The sequence below is a fragment of the Streptomyces sp. 5-10 genome, from assembly GCF_014712245.1.
Taxonomy (GTDB): Bacteria; Actinomycetota; Actinomycetes; order Streptomycetales; family Streptomycetaceae; genus Streptomyces; species Streptomyces violaceusniger.
The window spans coordinates 1-17,092 of sequence record NZ_JACVYG010000053.1 but is presented as its reverse complement, the minus strand read 5'-3'; the positions used below and the strand labels follow the sequence as shown (position 1 = coordinate 17,092).

The window sequence follows — 17,092 nt, the reverse complement described above, 5'->3', positions numbered from 1 at the left end:
ATGGCGAACTTCACCGCCGCTGACGTCAAGAAGCTCCGTGAGCTGACCGGCGCCGGCATGATGGACTGCAAGAAGGCGCTGGACGAGGCCGAGGGCAACGTCGACAAGGCCGTCGAGGTCCTGCGCGTCAAGGGCCAGAAGGGCGTGGCCAAGCGTGAGGGCCGCAGCGCCGAGAACGGTGCCGTCGTCTCCCTCATCGCGGACGACAAGTCCTCCGGCGTGCTGGTCGAGCTGAAGTGCGAGACCGACTTCGTGGCCAAGGGCGACAAGTTCGTGGGCCTCGCCGACGCCATCGCCGCCCACGTCGCCAAGACCTCCCCGGCCGACCTGGAGGCCCTGCTGGCCTCCGAGATCGAGGCGGGCAAGACCGTTCAGGCGTTCGTCGACGAGGCCAACGCGACCCTCGGCGAGAAGATCGTCCTGGACCGCTTCGCGCAGTTCTCCGGCGGCTTCGTCGCGGCGTACATGCACCGCACCAGCCCTGACCTGCCGCCGCAGGTCGGCGTCCTGGTCGAGCTGGACAAGGAAGACGCCACGGTCGCCAAGGACGTCGCGCAGCACATCGCCGCCTTCGCCCCGAAGTTCCTCACCCGCGACGAGATCCCGGCCGAGACGGTCGAGAACGAGCGCCGGGTCGCCGAGGCCACCGCCCGCGAGGAGGGCAAGCCCGAGGGCGCCCTGCCGAAGATCATCGAGGGTCGCGTCACCGGCTTCTTCAAGGAGAACGTGCTGGTGGACCAGCCGTTCGCCAAGGACAACAAGAAGTCCGTCCAGAAGGTCCTGGACGAGGCCGGTGTCTCGCTCAAGCGCTTCGCCCGTTTCCGCGTCGGCGTCTGAGCCGAGCAGCGAATGACCGGCGACCCCGATAGGGTCGTAGGCAGCCAACCGTCGACCGGTCGGCCGCAGATGTGACGAGGAGGCCATTGCCGCAGAGGTCGTAACAGGACCCGTCCGGCAGTGGCCTTCTTCGTATGTGCACGAGGAGATCTCCAATGAATCACGGCGCGGACGCCAAACAGGCCGCCGATGACAAGAAGGCGCACGGCGCGGCCCAACACGGTCGCTTCCTGCTGAAGCTGTCCGGCGAGGCGTTCGCCGGAGGCGGGGGACTCGGTGTCGACCCCGATGTCGTGCACGCCATCGCGCGCGAGGTCGCCGCCGTGGTCAGGGACGGTGCCGAGATCGCCATCGTCATCGGCGGCGGTAACTTCTTCCGCGGTGCGGAACTGCAGCAGCGCGGTATGGACCGGGCCCGCTCGGACTACATGGGCATGCTCGGAACCGTCATGAACTGTCTCGCCCTCCAGGACTTCCTGGAAAAGGAGGGCATCGACTCCCGCGTCCAGACCGCCATCACCATGGGCCAGGTCGCGGAGCCGTACATTCCGCTGCGTGCGGTGCGCCATCTGGAGAAGGGGCGTGTGGTCATCTTCGGCGCGGGTATGGGTATGCCGTACTTCTCCACGGACACCACCGCGGCCCAGCGAGCGCTGGAGATCGACGCGCAGGCCCTGCTCATGGGCAAGAACGGCGTGGACGGGGTCTATGACTCCGACCCCGCCCGCAACCCCGACGCGGTGAAGTTCGACGCCCTGGAGTACGGCGAGGTGATCACCCGGGACCTCAAGGTCGCCGACGCCACCGCGATCACCCTCTGCCGGGACAACAAGCTGCCCATCCTCGTCTTCGAGCTCCTGGCCGAAGGAAATATCGCGCGTGCGGTGAAGGGTGAGAAGATCGGCACGCTTGTGAGCGACCAGGGCTCCCGGGCCTGACGGCTCGAACGGGGGATGGACAACGGCCTGCCGGTCGGACACCGTGCAGGAGAAGACGCACGCAGGGGCGAGGCTCTGCTTACTGATAACACCAGGAGCAAGTGGTGATCGAAGAGATCCTCCTCGAGGCCGAGGAGAAGATGGAGAAAGCCGTTGTGGTCGCCAAGGAGGACTTCGCCGCGATCCGCACCGGGCGTGCGCACCCGGCGATGTTCAACAAGATCGTGGCGGACTACTACGGTGCGCTGACGCCGATCAATCAGCTGGCGTCGTTCTCGGTGCCGGAGCCGCGGATGGCCGTGGTCACGCCGTTCGACAAGACCGCGCTCCGCAACATCGAGCAGGCGATCCGGGACTCCGACCTGGGCGTCAACCCGAGCAATGACGGCAACATCATCCGTGTGGTGTTCCCCGAGCTCACCGAGCAGCGCCGCAAGGAGTTCATCAAGGTCGCCAAGGGCAAGGGCGAGGACGCGAAGATCTCGATCCGCAGCGTCCGCCGCAAGGCCAAGGAGTCCATCGACAAGCTGATCAAGGACGGCGAGGTCGGCGAGGACGAGGGGCGCCGCGCGGAGAAGGAGCTCGACGACACCACGGCGAAGTATGTCGCGCAGGTGGATGAGCTGCTCAAGCACAAGGAAGCCGAGCTGCTCGAGGTCTGATGAACGACTCTTCCTGGGGGGCCCAACCAAGCGCCGGACTCCGGGGACCGGGCGGTCAGGGCACCTCCCCCGGCTATGGCTGGGAGGTGCCCACTTCTTCGGCGGGTCCCGCGCACGAGGTGGGTGAGGCGGCGCAAACTCGCCCCATGCCCACCGTGCCCCACGCAGGCGGCGACTCCGGCGAGGCCGCCGACCGTGACCGGGGGGCCGCTCGGCTGAGCGGCCCCCTCTTCCGCGACGAGCGGGAGCCGCAGCCCGGACCCCGGCAGCCCGCCGGGCGCCGGCCGACGCCCCCCGACCCCGCGCCCGACCCGGCCTCCGCCGACGGCACGCGCGGCGCCGACGACGGGCAGGGCAAGAAGAGCGCGGGCCGGAATCTGCGCGCCGCGATAGGGGTGGGCGTCGGCCTCGGCGTGATCATCCTGGCCTCGCTCTTCATCTACAAGCCCGTGTTCGTCGGCGTGGTGGCGGTCGCGGTGGTGGTCGGGCTCTGGGAGCTGACCTCGCGGCTCACCGAGCGCAAGGACATCCGGGTCCCCCTGGTGCCGCTCGCCGTCGGCGGGGTCGCCATGGTCGTCGCGGGCTATGTGCGCGGTGCCCAGGGCGCGGTGGTGGCGGTCGCCCTTACGGCGCTCGCGGTGCTGGTCTGGCGGATGACCGAGCCGCCCGACAACTACCTCAGGGATGTCACCGCGGGCGTCTTCGCCGCCTTCTACGTACCGTTTCTGGCCACTTTCGTGGCGCTCATGCTCGACACCGACGACGGCCCGTGGCGGGTCCTGACCTTCCTGCTGCTGACCGTGGTCAGCGACACAGGGGCGTACGCGGTGGGCTGGCGCTTCGGCAAGCATCCACTGGCCCCGCGCATCAGCCCCGGCAAGACCCGCGAGGGGCTGCTGGGCGCGGTGACCTTCGCGATGGCCGCGGGCGCGCTGTGCATGCAGTTCCTCATCGACGACGGCGTCTGGTGGCAGGGTTTGCTGCTCGGCCTCGCCGCCGCGGTCAGCGCGACCCTCGGCGACCTCGGCGAGTCCATGATCAAGCGCGACCTCGGCATCAAGGACATGGGCAAGCTGCTGCCCGGCCACGGCGGGATCATGGACCGGCTCGACTCGCTGCTGCCCACCGCGCCGGTGGTGTGGCTGCTGCTGGTGATCTTCGTGGGCGGCGGCTGACCACGCCCGCCCACGGGCCCCGCGCCACTCCCGGCGCGGGGCCCTTCGTACGTCTGCGACACTGGGTGAACCATGCCTAAGCCCGGAGAACTCACCTTCGTCGCGCCGCGTGGGGCCAAGAAGCCCCCGCGGCATCTTGCCGACCTCACGCCCGCCGAGCGCCGGGAGGCCGTCGCCGCCCTCGGGGAGAAGCCCTTCCGGGCAGGTCAGGTGTCGCGTCACTACTTCGCGCGCTACGTCGACGACCCCGCTCAGTGGAGCGACATCCCGGCCGCCGCGCGCGAGAAGCTGGCCGCCGGGCTGCTGCCGGATCTGATGAGCGTGGTGCGGCACATCAGCTGTGACGACGACACCACGCGCAAGACGCTGTGGCGGCTGTTCGACGGCACGCTCGTGGAGTCCGTCCTGATGCGCTACCCGGACCGGGTCACCATGTGCATCAGCTCGCAGGCGGGCTGCGGGATGAACTGCCCGTTCTGCGCCACCGGGCAGGCGGGGCTGGACCGCAATCTGTCCACCGCCGAGATCGTGCACCAGATCGTCGACGGGATGCGGGCCCTCCGGGACGGTGAGATCCCCGGTGGCCCGGCCCGGCTGTCCAACATCGTCTTCATGGGCATGGGCGAGCCGCTGGCCAACTACAACCGCGTCGTCGGCGCCATCCGCCGGCTCACCGACCCCGAGCCCGACGGCCTCGGCCTCTCGCAGCGCGGCATCACCGTCTCGACCGTCGGCCTCGTCCCGGCGATGCTGCGGTTCGCCGACGAGGGCTTCAAGTGCCGCCTCGCGGTGTCGCTGCACGCGCCCGACGACGAGCTCCGCGACACCCTCGTGCCGGTCAACACCCGCTGGAAGGTGCGCGAGGTCCTGGACGCCGCATGGGAGTACGCGGAGAAGTCCGGCCGCCGGATCTCCATCGAGTACGCGCTGATCAAGGACATCAACGACCAGGCGTGGCGCGCCGATCTGCTCGGCCGGCTGCTCAAGGGCCACCGGGTGCATGTGAACCTCATCCCGCTCAACCCGACGCCCGGCTCCAAGTGGACGGCGTCCCGGCCCGAGGACGAGAAGGCGTTCGTGGCGGCCCTGGAGGCCCATGGGGTGCCGGTGACCGTCCGGGACACCCGGGGCCAGGAGATCGACGGGGCCTGCGGGCAGCTGGCGGCTTCGGAGCGTTGAGCACCGGCTGATACGGTGCCTGGGCATCGTCGCATCATGCGATCGTCGTAGAAGTGAACATCCGTACAAGTGAACATTCCGACAGGGGAGCGCTCAGAGCGCTGAGAGTGCGGCACGGCCGCAGACCCTCGGACCTGATCCGGGTCATACCGGCGTAGGGAGTCAGCATCACCATGAACAGCCAGCTTCGGCGCGCCATCTCGGCCGCCCTCCTCGGTTCACTGGGCTTGAGCGCGCTCGTCGGCTGCGGCGAGGACACCAAGAGCGGCTCGGACTCCAAGACGGTCACCCTGGTCACGCACGACTCGTTCGCGGCCTCCAAGGCGGTCCTCAAGGAGTTCACCAAGGAGACCGGCTACAAGGTGCGGGTGCAGGCCGGGGGCGACGCCGGAGCCGCCGTCAACCAGGCGATCCTGTCCAAGGGGCACCCCCAGGGCGATGTGTTCTTCGGCGTCGACAACACCCTGCTCTCCCGCGCGCTCGACAACGACCTGTTCACCCCCTACACGGCGAAGGGCCTGGACAAGGTCCCGGCGGCCCTTCAGCTCGACCGGGCCGAGCACCGCGTCACCCCCGTCGACTTCGGCGACATCTGTGTCAACTACGACCGGAAGTACTTCGCCGACAAGAAGCTGACGCCGCCCCGGACGCTGGACGATCTGACCAAGCCCGCCTACAAGAACCTCCTGGTCACCGAGAACGCGGCCACCTCGTCCCCCGGTCTCGGCTTCCTCCTGGCCACGGCCGCGAAGTACGGCGACGACGGCTGGAAGGGCTACTGGAAGAAGCTGCGGGCCAACGGCATCGAGGTCGTCGACGGCTGGGAGCAGGCGTATTACGACCGGTTCTCCGGCTCGGCGGGCGGCGGCAAGGGCGACCGGCCGCTCGTCGTCTCCTACGCGTCCAGCCCGCCCGCCGAGGTGGCCGACGCCAAGAGCAAGCCCGCCAAGGCCCCCACCGGGGTGGCGACGGGCACCTGCTTCCGGCAGGTGGAGTTCGCCGGGCTGCTGAACGGCGCGGGCAACGCCAAGGGCGGCAAGGCGCTGCTGGACTTCCTGCTGAGCAAGCGGTTCCAGGAGGACGTCCCGCTGAACATGTACGTCAACCCGGCGCGCGAGGACGCCAAGCTGCCGGAGCTGTTCACCCGGTACGGGGTCAGGATCGCCGACTCGGCCACCCTGGCGCCGCAGAAGATCGCCAAGAACCGTGAGCCGTGGGTCAAGACATGGTCCTCGCTGGTCCTGTAGAGCCCCGCGAGAACCGTAAGAGGGCCGACGGCCACCGTAAGGCCGATGAGGGCGAGGGCGGGGGCCGCCGCGCGACCGCCCTCCGGCTCGCTCTGATGGCGGTGCCGCTCGCCTTCTTCGCGGTCTTCTTCGCCTATCCCGTGGCCGCCATCGTCACCCGGGGGCTGCGCGTCGACGGGCGGTGGCGGTTCGGCCGGATCGCCGAGGTGGTGACCGATCCGGCGACGCTGGACGTCCTGTGGTTCACCTGCTGGCAGGCGGTCGCTTCGACCGCTCTGACGCTCGCGGTGGCGCTGCCCGGCGCCTATGTCTTCGCCCGCTTCGACTTCCCCGGCAAGGGGCTGCTGCGGGCCGTGGTGACCGTGCCGTTCGTCCTGCCGACCGTCGTCGCCGGATCGGCCTTCCTGGCCCTGCTCGGCCGGGGCGGGCTGCTGGACGAGCTGTGGGGGGTGCGGCTGGACACCTCCGTCTGGGCGATCCTCCTGGCCCATGTCTTCTTCAACTACGCGGTCGTCGTCAGGACCGTGGGCGGGCTGTGGGCCCAGCTCGACCCACGCCAGGAGGAGGCCGCGCGGGTGCTCGGCGCGAGCCGGCTGTCGGCCTGGCGCCGGGTGACGCTGCCCGCGCTGGCCCCCGCCGTGGCCGCCGCCGGGCTGATGGTGTTCCTGTTCACCTTCACCTCCTTCGGCGTGATCCAGATCCTGGGCGGCCCCCGCTACGCCACCCTGGAGGTGGCGATCTACCGGGAGACCGCGCAGCTGCTCGACCTCCCCACGGCCGCGGTGCTGACCCTGGTCCAGTTCGCCGCGGTCGCGGCCGTGTTGGCCCTGCACGCGTGGACCGTGAGGCGCCGGGAGAGCGCCCTGCGGCTGGTCGATCCCGGCCGCACCGCGCGCCGCCCGAAGGGCCCGGCCCAGTGGGCGCTGCTGTGGGGCGTGCTGACCGTGGTCGCGCTGCTGATCGTGACACCGCTCGCGGTGCTGGTGGAGCGCTCGCTGAACGGACCGGACGGCTACGGCTTCACCTACTACGAGGCACTGCGGTCGGCCGCCGACAGCGGGGGCACCTTCTTCGTGGCTCCCATGGAGGCCGTCGGGAACTCCCTGTGGTACGCGGCGGTCGCCACCGTCTTCGCCCTCGTCGTGGGCGGTCTCGCCGCCGCGGCGCTCACCCGTAAGGCGGGCAGGTTGGTACGGGGCTTCGACGCGCTGCTGATGCTGCCGCTGGGCACCTCGGCCGTCACCGTGGGATTCGGGTTCCTGATCGCCCTGGACGCGCCCCCGCTGGATCTGCGCGCCTCCTGGGTCCTGGTGCCGCTCGCCCAGGCCCTGGTGGGCGTGCCCTTCGTCGTACGGACCATGCTGCCGGTGCTGCGGGCGGTGGACCACCGGCTCCGGGAGGCGGCTGCCGTGCTCGGGGCGTCCCCGTGGCGGGTCTGGCGGGAGGTGGACCTGCCGCTGGTCGGACGGGCCGTGGCGGTCGCGGCGGGCTTCGCGTTCGCCGTTTCCCTGGGCGAGTTCGGGGCGACGGTCTTCATCGCGCGCCCCGACCATCCGACCCTCCCGGTGGCCATCGCCCGCTTCCTGGGCCGGGCCGGACAGCTCACCTACGGGCAGGCGATGGCCCTGAGCACGATCCTGATGCTGGTCTGCGCCGGATCGCTGCTGGCGCTCGAGCGCATCCGCACCGACCGTTCGGGAGAGTTCTGAATGACGCTGCTGCGACTGGACGAGGTGAGCGTGAGGTTCGGCCGGCGCGACGCGCTGGACGCCGTGGACCTGGACGTCGCCGAGCACGAGACGGTCTGTGTGCTGGGCCCGAGCGGAAGCGGCAAGTCCACCATGCTGCGCGTGGTGGCCGGGCTGCGGCGCCCCGACGCCGGCCGGGTGTGGCTCGCCGGACGTGACCAGAGCGGGGTGCCCACGCACCGGCGCGGCGTGGGGCTGATGTTCCAGGACCACCAGCTGTTCCCGCAGCGGGACGTGGGCGGCAACGTCGCCTTCGGGCTGCGGATGCGCAAGGTGGGCCGGGCGGAGGCGGACCGCCGGGTCGCCGAACTGCTGGAGCTCGTGGGGCTGCCGGGCGCCCAGCGCCGCCCCGTCGACTCGCTCTCCGGCGGCGAGCAGCAGCGGGTGGCGCTCGCCCGCGCGCTGGCCCCGCGCCCCAAACTGCTGATGCTGGACGAGCCGCTGGGCCAGCTCGACCGGGGGCTGCGCGAGCGGCTGGTGGTGGAGCTGCGCGAGCTCTTCGAACGGCTGGGCACCACCGTCCTCGCGGTCACCCACGACCAGGGGGAGGCGTTCGCGCTCGCGGACCGGGTGGTGGTGATGGAGAACGGCCGGATCGCCCAGACCGGCACCCCGCTGGAGGTGTGGCAGCGGCCCGCCACCGAGTTCGTCGCCCGCTTCCTCGGCTTCGACAATGTGGTCCAGGCGATCGTGCACGGCGAGGTCGCGGACACCGTATGGGGCAAGCTGCCCGTGCCGCCCGGGTCCCGGCCGGGCCCGGGCAGGCTGCTGGTCCGCCCGGCCGGGGTGCGGCTGACGGACCCCGAGGAGGGGCTGTCGTGCACCGTGGCGGCGCGCACCTTCCGCGGCGACCATGTGGCGCTCATTCTGCGGCTGTCGGACCCGGCAGCGCCGCATCTGGAGGCGTCCTGCGCCCTGCGGGACGCCCCGGAGGCGGGGGCCAGGGTCGGGGCGGCCATCGACCCGGCCGATGTGGTGCTCCTGGACCCCGAGCCCTGACGCCGGGGCCCCTTGCCTCCCCCGGAAGTCAGCCCTTCCTCTGGTACTCGGCGCTTCCTTGACTCCGGCTCAGCCCAGCATCGACAGCAGCGCCTCGGGCGCCTCGTCCACCGAGTCCACCAGAGCGATACGGGCCTTCATGGACCGTCCCTCCGCGAGCGCTTCGAGCAGCGGCCAGGTCGGCAGCCGCCGGGTCCAGTGGTCCCGGTCCACCAGCACCATCGGGGTCGGCTCACCGCGCGACTCGTAGTAGTTCGGCGTCGCGTTGTCGAAGATCTCCTGAACGGTCCCGGCGGCGCCGGGCAGGAAGACCACCCCCGCGGTCGAGCGCGCCAGCAGCCCGTCCTCGCGGGTGGCGTTGGCGAAGTACTTGGCGATGTGCGAGGCGAACGCGTTGGGCGGCTCATGCCCGTAGAACCAGGTGGGGATGCCGACCGACGCCCCGCCGTCCGGCCAGCGCTCACGCACCGCGAAGGCGGCCTCGGCCCAGGCCCCGATGGACGGCCGGAAGGAGGGCGTCCCGCCGAGCAGTTCGAGCGCCTCGTCCAGCACCGCGTCCTCGTGCGGTGCCGCGTAGGCGCCGAGGTTCGCGGCCTCCATCGCGCCCGGTCCGCCGCCCGTCGCGACCGTGAGACCGGTCCGCGCCAGGGCCCGGCCGAGCCGTGCGGCGCCCGCGAATCCGCCGGAGCCGCGCTCCAGCGCGTGGCCGCCCATGACGCCCACCACCCGCGTCCCGACGAGGAATTCGTCCAGCGCGTCGGAGACCGCGTCGTCGTGGATGGAGCGCAGCATCGAGGAGAAGATGTCGCCGTCGGTCTTGGTCCGCTGGAACCAGGCGTAGGCGAGCGCGTCCGGCGTCCGCACGTAACCGTGTTCCGCGAGGCCCTCGAAGAGCTCCGCGGGGGAGTAGAGGGTGCCGCGGTACGGATCGAACGGCAGATCCGGCACCGGCGGGAACACCAGCGCGCCCCCGGCCCGGACCTTCGCCGCCGCCTCGGTCTCCATCGGGCAGCCGAGGAAGACGGACTCGCTGGTGTCGGTGGAGAGGAGCGCGGCCGTACGGCCTGTCAGGTCCACGGACTGGACCCGGAACCCGGCCAGGGTGCCGCGGGCGACGACCTGGTCGAACTCCTCGATGGACTCTATTTCCCGGTCTGGTTCCTGCACGCCGACATGCTAATCACACCGGAGATGGGGGGCTGTGGATTGAGGCAATCGTGACCAGGCCGCCTGGCCGCACAATCCAGGCATGGACACCGACACCCGAGAATTTCAGCGGTGGAACGGCATCGCCGTGAGATGCGCCACCACCCACACCAGCGGCACCAGGAGCGCCGGCAGGGCCGTCGCGCGCAGCGCGGCCGCCCCGCGGAGCAGCCGGGCAGGAGCGCCGAGGCGGACCAGGGCGGCCGTCGTGCGCTCGCGCGCGCTCCTCGCCTCCACGACCGCGGTCAGGGTCGTGGCCGCGGCGCACAGCGTGACCAGGGCCGCGCCCAGACCGGTGAGCGGGCCGAAGGCATGGGCGCCGGACGGCCCGGAGGCCCTTCCGTACAGCTCGAGGACGGCGAATCCGGCGGCGGCCAGGGCGCACAGCGCACCGACCGGACGTCCGATCAGCCCGGCCTCCTGCTGGAGCATGCGCCCGGCCAGCAGCCGCAGCACGCCCGGCCGCCCGACGGCCAGCAGCCTGCCGCACAGATGGGTGAGGCCGGGCCCGGCCAGCACCAGCCCGAGGGCGGCCAGCGCCCAGCCGCCCACCACACCGGGCGGGTTGCCGCCGAGCCGTCCCGGCACGGCGAGCAGGGCGTCGGGGAGCGGGGGCGCGTTACCGCTCGCGTACGCCTGTAGGGCGAGTCCGGCCGCGGTCAGGGCGATGCCCCAGGGAAGTCCGGAGGTGGCCTGGTGGGGCCGGGGCGCGACCGGCCCCGTCACGATGGTGGGCCGGGCCGGGACCGCCGGGCGGCGAGTGCCCCGTGGTCCGCGGACCGGCTGGTGCACCGCGCGCGGCTGCCGGGGCCACAGCGCGGCCGCACATGCCGCGCCCACCACCACGGGGACGACGGCGAGCAGCGTGACCGTACCGGCCAAGGGCAGCGGCCGGCCGCTGCCGAGCTGTCGGTCTGCCGCCCCGCTGCCGGCCCAGTCCAGCCAGGAGTCCCCGAGATCGCCGCGCAGATGGAGGAAGACCAGCAGCGACAGCACACCGCCGAGCGCGCAGGCGGCCGACATCGAGACCGCCGCGAGCAGCGCCGACCGGGCCGGGCCGACTCCGGCCGCGGCGAAACCGGGGCCAGGGCCGGTGCTGGGGTCGGCGCGGCCCACGGCGACGGCCAGCTGGACGGTCGCGGCCAGCGGGACGAGGCACCACAGGAGCCGTCCCACCGCGCTCTGCGAGTCGTCCGGATGGGCCGAGGCGAACCCGAGGGCGCTCAGCAGCAGAAAGCTCGCGCCCGCCGCCGCGACGGTGACCAGCGCCCGCCGCAGCAGCACCGACGGGCGGGCGCCGCGGGCTAGGCGGAGGCTGAGCACGCGGCCCTGCCTTCCGCCTCGGAGGGGTCCGAGCCCACCCGGCGCCCGTCGAGCAGGGCGACGGTGTGGTCGGCGAGGGTGGCCACCTCCTGGTCGTGTGCCGCGAGGACCACGGTGATGCCGTGGGAGCGGGCCGCCGAGGTGAGGGTGCGCAGCACCTGGGCGCGGTCGGTCTGGTGCAGCGGGGCGGTGGGCTCGTCGGCGAAGAGCACGCTGGGCCCGGCGGCCAGCGCGCGGGCGATCGCGACCCGCTGGCGCTGCGACTGCAGCAGTGCGGCGGGCCGTGCCCGGGCGCACTCGCCGACGTCGAGCCGGTCCAGCCACTCGTACGCGGCACTCTTCGCGGCGCGCCGCCCGGTGCCGCGCAGCATCAGGGCGAGCGCGGCGTTCTCCCAGGCGGTGAGTTCGGGGACGAGCTGGGGTTCGGTGCCGATCCAGCCGAAGTGCTCGCGCCGCAGCCGTTCGAGGCCGAGTGGAGGGAGGCTGTGCACGGGGACGCCCTTGAACCACACCTCCCCGCTGTCCGGGACGAGTTGGCCCGCCAGGCAGGCGAGGAGGGTGGTCTTGCCACAGCCGCGCGGACCGGTGACGGCGACGATCTCACCCTTCCGGGCGCCGAGGGAGACCCCGATGAGGGCGGGCGAGCCTCCATAGGCGTACGACACGGTGCGTGCCGCGAGCATGTCGTCGTCCGGCGGAGCCACCATCCCGAGCACCTCGCCTTACCTGCGATCGTCTCGTTCCCCCGGTTGGGGGAAACGAGCGCGGAGCCAATGGGTCACTGGCACGGTAAGGACTCGGGTGGGGGCCCGCGCCCAGGCTCGGCGCGGGTGGCCCCCATTTCCTCCGATCAGCCCTGATTGGTGTCGGACTCCGATCAGTGCTGATCGGGACCGGGGCCGTCGTCGGCGAGCCGGTCGAGGTGGGTGGGCGCGAACATCCGCAGCAGCGCGGGCAGGACCACGACCGACGGCCCGGGGGCCACGAGGGCGCCGGCGAGGTCAGCGTGCAGCCGCTCGGGTGTGGTACGGACCGCCGGGACACCGAAGGACTCGGCCAGTGCGACGAAGTCCGGGCGGGACAGCTCGGTGGCGGTCGCCTCGCCGAACGCGTCCGTCATGTATTCGCGGAGGATGCCGTAGCCGCCGTCGTCCACGATCAACCAGGTGATGGGGAGTTGGTACTGATGAGCGGTGGCGAGTTCGGCGATCGAGTACATGGCGCCGCCGTCGCCCGACACGGCCAGCACCGGCCGGCCGCGGTCCGCGGCGGCGGCTCCGAGGGCGGCCGGGAAGCCGTAGCCGAGGCCGCCCGCGCCCTGCGCCGAGTGCAGGGCGCCCGCACGCGGATCGAAGGCGGACCAGGCCCAGTAGGCGAGGATCGTCATGTCCCAGAAGCTGGGGGAGTCATCGGGCAGCGCGTCCCGCACCGCGCCCAGCACCCGCCGCTCCAACTCCAGACCCTGCGCGTCGATCCGCTCCCGCACCCGGGCGAGCAGCCCGGCCGCGGCCTTGGCCGCCGTGCCCGGCGGGCGGGGGGTGATGGCCTCGGCGAGGGCGGCCAGCGCCTCGCGGGCGTCGGCGTGGATACCGAGCGCCGGGTGGTTGGACTCCAGCTTGCCGAGGTCGGCCTCGATCTGGACGAGGCGGCCGCGCGGGCGGAACGTGTGGTAGTTGGAGGAGAGTTCACCGAGCCCGGAGCCGACGACCAGCAGGACGTCGGCGTCCTCCAGGAACTCGGTGGTGTGCGCGTCCTCCAGCCACGACTGGAGCGAGAGCGGATGATCCCACGGGAACGCGCCCTTGCCGCCGAAGGTCGTCGCCACGGGCGCGTCCAGCGCCTCGGCCAGCGCCCGCAGCTCCCGCCGCGCCCCGGCGCGCACCACTCCGCCCCCGGCCAGGATCACCGGACGCTCGGCGGCGTTCAGCAGCCTGGCGGCCTCCGCCGTGAGCTCGGGCCGGGGCGGCAGCGGCCGGGGCTCGGCCCGCAGGGAGGTCACCGGCGGTACGGATACCGGTGCGAGCAGCACGTCCTGCGGGATCTCCAGCCACACCGGCCCGGCGGGGGCCTCCAGCGCGGACGCCCAGGCGGCGGCGACCGCGGAGGGGATCTGGGAGGCGGTGCGGACCGTGTGGACGGACTTCACCACGTCGCGGAACGACGCCTTCTGGTCGACGAGTTCATGGAGATAGCCCTTGCGCCCGCCGCCGAGCCCCGCCGTCGGCACCTGGCTGCCGATGGCCAGGACCGGCGCGGACGCCGCCGCCGACTCCTGCAGCGCGGCGAGCGTCATGAGCGCCCCCGGCCCGGTGGACACCAGCAGCGGCGCGACCGTGCCGGTGACACGCGCGAAGGCGTCGGCGGCGAACCCGGCGTTGTTCTCCACCCGCAGCCCCACATAGGCGAGCCCGGACCGCCGCAGCGCGTCGAACGCCCCGAGAGCGTGCTGCCCGGGAAGCCCGAACACGGTGCTCGCCCCGAGCGCGGTGAGGGACTCCACGACGAGGTCGCCGCCGTGACGCGCGCGCTGTGCGGTGGGCATGGAATGGTGCCTTTCTGACGATGCGTATCGAAAAGAGCGAGCGTGAGGTGGTGTCAGGCGCCCGCGGTGGCCGGACTGGTGGTCTCCGAGGCGGGGGCGGCGGGCTCCCCGGCCAGCCGTCGCCGCCAGACGTCCAGGATCGCCGCGTCCGTCGGCTTGGTGGCGAGGCTGACCGCCACGTACGCCACCAGCGAGGCCAGCAGCCCGAAGTAGATGGGCTCGTTGGCGAGGATGCCCTTCCACCCCATCAGCGCGATGACCGTGAGGCCGCCGACACCGACCGATGCCAGGGCGCCCGCGCCCGTGCCGCGCTTCCACAGCAGCCCGCCCAGGATCGGCATCAGCAACCCGCCGACCAGCATGTTGTAGGCGACGGTCAGCGCCTCGACGACATCGTTGAGCACCACGGAGATGCCGATCACGGCGACGCCCATGATGAGGATGAAAACGCGGTTGCCGCCGACCTCGTCATGGGAGGCGCCGGCCGTACGGAGCGTACGGCCGCGCAGCCGGGCCCAGATGTCGTTGTTGGCCACCGTCGCGCAGGCGATCAGCGCGCCCGAGGAAGTGGACATCACCGCGGACAGCGCGGCGGCCAGCACCAGCCCCTTCACGCCCACAGGGAGCGCGTCCTTGACGATGGTCGCGAACGCGTCGTCCGGGGCGCTCAGCTTGGGGTACAGCACCTTGGCCGCCGTGCCGATGATCGCCCCCGCGACCGCGTAGGCCAGGCAGTACGTCCCGGCCGCGGTGCCGCCGAGGCGGGCGACCCGGTCGTCGCGGGCGGTGAAGACCCGCTGCCAGATGTCCTGGCCGATCAGCATGCCGAAGGAGTAGATCAGCACATAGGTGAAGACGGTCTGCCCGCCGATGCCCATCGGGGAGAAGTAGCCGTGGGGGAGTTCGGCCTTCATCGCGCCGAAGCCGCCCGCCTTCACCACCGCTATCGGCAGCAGCAGAAGCAGCACGCCCACCGTCTTGACCACGAACTGCACCATGTCGGTGAGGGTGATCGACCACATGCCGCCGAGCGTCGAGTAACAGACCACGATCGCCCCGCCGAGCACGATGGCGACGACCCGGTCCAGCCCGAAGATCACATCGAAGATGGTGGCGTAGGCGATGGTCGACGTGACCGCCAGCATCAGGGTGTAGGCCCACATCACGATGCCCGAGATCAGCCCGGAGGAGCCGCCGTAGCGCAGGTCCAGCATCTGGCTGACCGTGTAGACCTTGAGCCGGGCGATGCGCGCCGAGAAGAAGACCGACAGCGCCAGCAGCCCGAGGCCGATGGTGATGACCATCCAGGCGCCGGAGAGCCCGTACTGATAGCCGAGGCCGACGCCGCCGATGGTGGACGCGCCGCCGAGCACGATCGCGGCCATCGTCCCGGAGTACATCAGCGGCCCCAGCCGCCGCCCCGCGACCAGGAAGTCGCTGGTGGAACTGGTGCGGCGCATCCCCCACCAGCCGAGCGCGAGCATGCCCGCGAGATAGACGACGATCACGGTGTAGTCGACAGCGGTCATGGCGGTGCTCCTCGGTCCGGCGGGGGTCGGCTGGCGGTCGGGAGATCGGGACGTCGGGTGGGCGGGGACGCACGGGATAGGGGAGGTCCCGGCGATCCGCGGGGATCGAGCCCCGGGGGAATGTGGGGAGTGACGGAGACCCTAGGTGTCGCCGAGGCGTCCGGGAAGTGTACGTTTCCTCCACTCCCGATCCCCGGGATGTACGAACCATCCCCTCGCGAGGCCCGCCGTGATGAACGACCGCGTCCCCCCGACGGCCCCCGTCCCGCTCTCCACCCTCCTGCGCCACCCCGCCCTGGGCTTGCGGCAGGTCGCGGGCGGGCGCGAGGCGGACACGCCCGTGTACTTCGTCCACACCAGCGAGATGGAGGACCCCGTCCCGTATCTGCTGGGCGGGGAGCTGCTGCTCAGCGCGGGGGTGCACTGCCCGGAGGCGGCGGGCGCGGGCACCTACTGGGACCGCTATGTGGCCCGTACGGTCCAGGCGGGCGCGGCGGCGCTCGGCTTCGGCATCGCGCCGGTGCACGACACGGTGCCCCGCGCGCTGGCCGAGGCGTGCGACCGGCATGGGCTGCCTCTGGTGGAGGTGCCCCGGCAGACGACCTTCACGGCTGTGGCGAGCGCCGTATGGGACGCGATGGCCGAGCGCCGCCACCATGAGCTGCGGAGCCTCACCGAGGCGCAGCAGTCGCTGGCCACCGCCGCGGCGCGCCCGCACCCCGTACCGGCCGTGCTGCGCCAGCTCAGCCAGCACCTCGGGGCCTGGACGGTGCTCTACGGCCCGGCCGGACCGGACGCCCCGGACGCTCCGGACGGCGCGGAGCTCGCGGCCGCCGGGCCGAGGCCGCCGCGCGAGGCCCGTAGGGCGCTCGGCGCGCTCGCGGCCCGGCTGCGCTCGGGTCCGTCCTCGGCGGCGGGCAGGGCGACCGGCGCGGCCGGTGAGGAACTGCTGCTGACCGCGTACGGGCTGGGCGGCCCGGCGGGCCCGGAGGACCGGCTCGCGCTCGGCGTCTGCGCACCCCGGAGGGACGGTGCGGACGGGGCGATCGTGGGGATGGCCGTGGTGCTGCTGTCGCTGCTGACGGCCCGGCGGGTGGTCGGGGCCGAGGCCGAGCGCACATCGGCGCTGGTGCGGCTGATGCTCGGCGCCGAACCGGCGCGGGTGGCGGGGCTGCTGAGTCCCTCGCCGGGACAGCCGGGAACGCCGGGACAGCCGGGAACGCCGGGACAGCCGGGAACGCCGGGACAGTCGGGGACGCCAGGGCAGCTGGGACAGTCGGGGACGCCAGGGCAGTCGGGACACCTGGGAACGCCGGGACAGTCGGGACACCTGGGAACGCCAGGGCAGTCGGGGCAGTCGGGACAGCTGGGGACGCCAGGGCAGCCGGGGCAGCCGGGGACGCCGGGGCAGGCCGGACAATCGGGCGCGTTGGGGCGGCCCGGGCGGCAGGGGGCGTCCTCCGAGCCCCCGGAGGGCGGCGGGCTGTGGACCGTGGTGCACGGGCGGCGGCGCGGCCGCGGCCGGGACGACGGGCTGCTGGCCACGGCGGCGCTCGCGGCCGGGCTCGGGACGCCGCTGGTCGACCTCGACGGGGACGCGCTGTGCGCCCTCGTCCCGGGCGAGGGGGAGGTACGGGCGCAGCCCGGTTGGACCCTGGGCGTCGGGGCGCCCGTACCGGCCGCGGACCTGACGCGCGGCGGCGCCGA

General features: G+C 72.5%; 14 protein-coding genes and 1 riboswitch. Of the genes, 9 read left to right on the top strand and 5 right to left on the bottom strand.

Features of this window, described 5'->3' with window-relative positions; genetic code table 11:
• The 8 genes from tsf (at window position 1) to IEJ02_RS38625 (ending at window position 8,785) form a co-directional block, all read left to right on the top strand.
• Complete coding sequence (gene tsf, locus IEJ02_RS38660; protein ID WP_191069067.1) at window positions 1-837, top strand: translation elongation factor Ts; 837 nt, start codon at window positions 1-3, stop codon at window positions 835-837.
• Window positions 838-992: 155 nt separating this feature from the next.
• Window positions 993-1,775: a UMP kinase gene (gene pyrH, locus IEJ02_RS38655; RefSeq protein ID WP_137979772.1), complete on the top strand. Its 783-nt coding sequence runs from the start codon at window positions 993-995 to the stop codon at window positions 1,773-1,775.
• A gap of 104 nt (window positions 1,776-1,879) precedes the next feature.
• Window positions 1,880-2,437, top strand: a complete 558-nt coding sequence (gene frr, locus IEJ02_RS38650) for a ribosome recycling factor (protein WP_030834259.1) — start codon at window positions 1,880-1,882, stop codon at window positions 2,435-2,437.
• Window positions 2,437-3,612, top strand: a complete 1,176-nt coding sequence (locus tag IEJ02_RS38645) for a phosphatidate cytidylyltransferase (RefSeq protein WP_191069066.1) — start codon at window positions 2,437-2,439, stop codon at window positions 3,610-3,612. The genes frr and IEJ02_RS38645 overlap by 1 nt, the downstream gene beginning before the upstream one ends.
• Before the next feature lie 72 nt (window positions 3,613-3,684).
• Complete coding sequence (rlmN, locus tag IEJ02_RS38640; RefSeq protein ID WP_137979773.1) at window positions 3,685-4,791, top strand: dual-specificity RNA methyltransferase RlmN; 1,107 nt, start codon at window positions 3,685-3,687, stop codon at window positions 4,789-4,791.
• A 73-nt stretch (window positions 4,792-4,864) separates the two neighbouring features.
• Window positions 4,865-4,969, top strand: a riboswitch (TPP riboswitch).
• Window positions 4,965-6,038: a thiamine ABC transporter substrate-binding protein gene (locus tag IEJ02_RS38635; protein ID WP_191069065.1), complete on the top strand. Its 1,074-nt coding sequence runs from the start codon at window positions 4,965-4,967 to the stop codon at window positions 6,036-6,038. It overlaps the preceding riboswitch by 5 nt.
• A 95-nt stretch (window positions 6,039-6,133) precedes the next feature.
• Entirely contained in the window at window positions 6,134-7,747 is a 1,614-nt protein-coding gene (locus IEJ02_RS38630) for an ABC transporter permease (protein WP_191069097.1), read from the top strand.
• Window positions 7,748-8,785 (top strand): ABC transporter ATP-binding protein, encoded by a 1,038-nt coding sequence (locus IEJ02_RS38625; protein ID WP_191069064.1) that lies wholly within the window; start codon window positions 7,748-7,750, stop codon window positions 8,783-8,785. It abuts the gene before it with no gap.
• 69 nt (window positions 8,786-8,854) lie between these two features.
• Here IEJ02_RS38625 and IEJ02_RS38620 read toward each other — a convergent pair whose 3' ends face one another.
• The 5 genes from IEJ02_RS38620 to IEJ02_RS38600 all read right to left on the bottom strand — a co-directional run bounded on the left by IEJ02_RS38620 (window position 8,855) and on the right by IEJ02_RS38600 (window position 15,385).
• Entirely contained in the window at window positions 8,855-9,952 is a 1,098-nt protein-coding gene (locus IEJ02_RS38620; RefSeq protein WP_191069063.1) for an LOG family protein, read from the bottom strand.
• 105 nt (window positions 9,953-10,057) lie between these two features.
• Window positions 10,058-11,314 (bottom strand): hypothetical protein, encoded by a 1,257-nt coding sequence (locus tag IEJ02_RS38615; protein WP_191069062.1) that lies wholly within the window; start codon window positions 11,312-11,314, stop codon window positions 10,058-10,060.
• Complete coding sequence (locus IEJ02_RS38610) at window positions 11,296-12,021, bottom strand: ABC transporter ATP-binding protein (protein ID WP_191069061.1); 726 nt, start codon at window positions 12,019-12,021, stop codon at window positions 11,296-11,298. The genes IEJ02_RS38615 and IEJ02_RS38610 overlap by 19 nt, the downstream gene beginning before the upstream one ends.
• Window positions 12,022-12,191: 170 nt before the next feature.
• Window positions 12,192-13,856, bottom strand: coding sequence for a thiamine pyrophosphate-binding protein (locus tag IEJ02_RS38605; protein ID WP_191069060.1), 1,665 nt, complete (start codon window positions 13,854-13,856; stop codon window positions 12,192-12,194).
• A 53-nt stretch (window positions 13,857-13,909) separates the two neighbouring features.
• Complete coding sequence (locus IEJ02_RS38600; protein WP_191069059.1) at window positions 13,910-15,385, bottom strand: sodium:solute symporter family protein; 1,476 nt, start codon at window positions 15,383-15,385, stop codon at window positions 13,910-13,912.
• Window positions 15,386-15,617: 232 nt separating this feature from the next.
• Here IEJ02_RS38600 and IEJ02_RS38595 point away from each other — a divergent pair.
• A partial coding sequence (locus IEJ02_RS38595) for a PucR family transcriptional regulator ligand-binding domain-containing protein (RefSeq protein WP_223865170.1) occupies window positions 15,618-17,092 on the top strand: 1,475 nt, incomplete at its 3' end.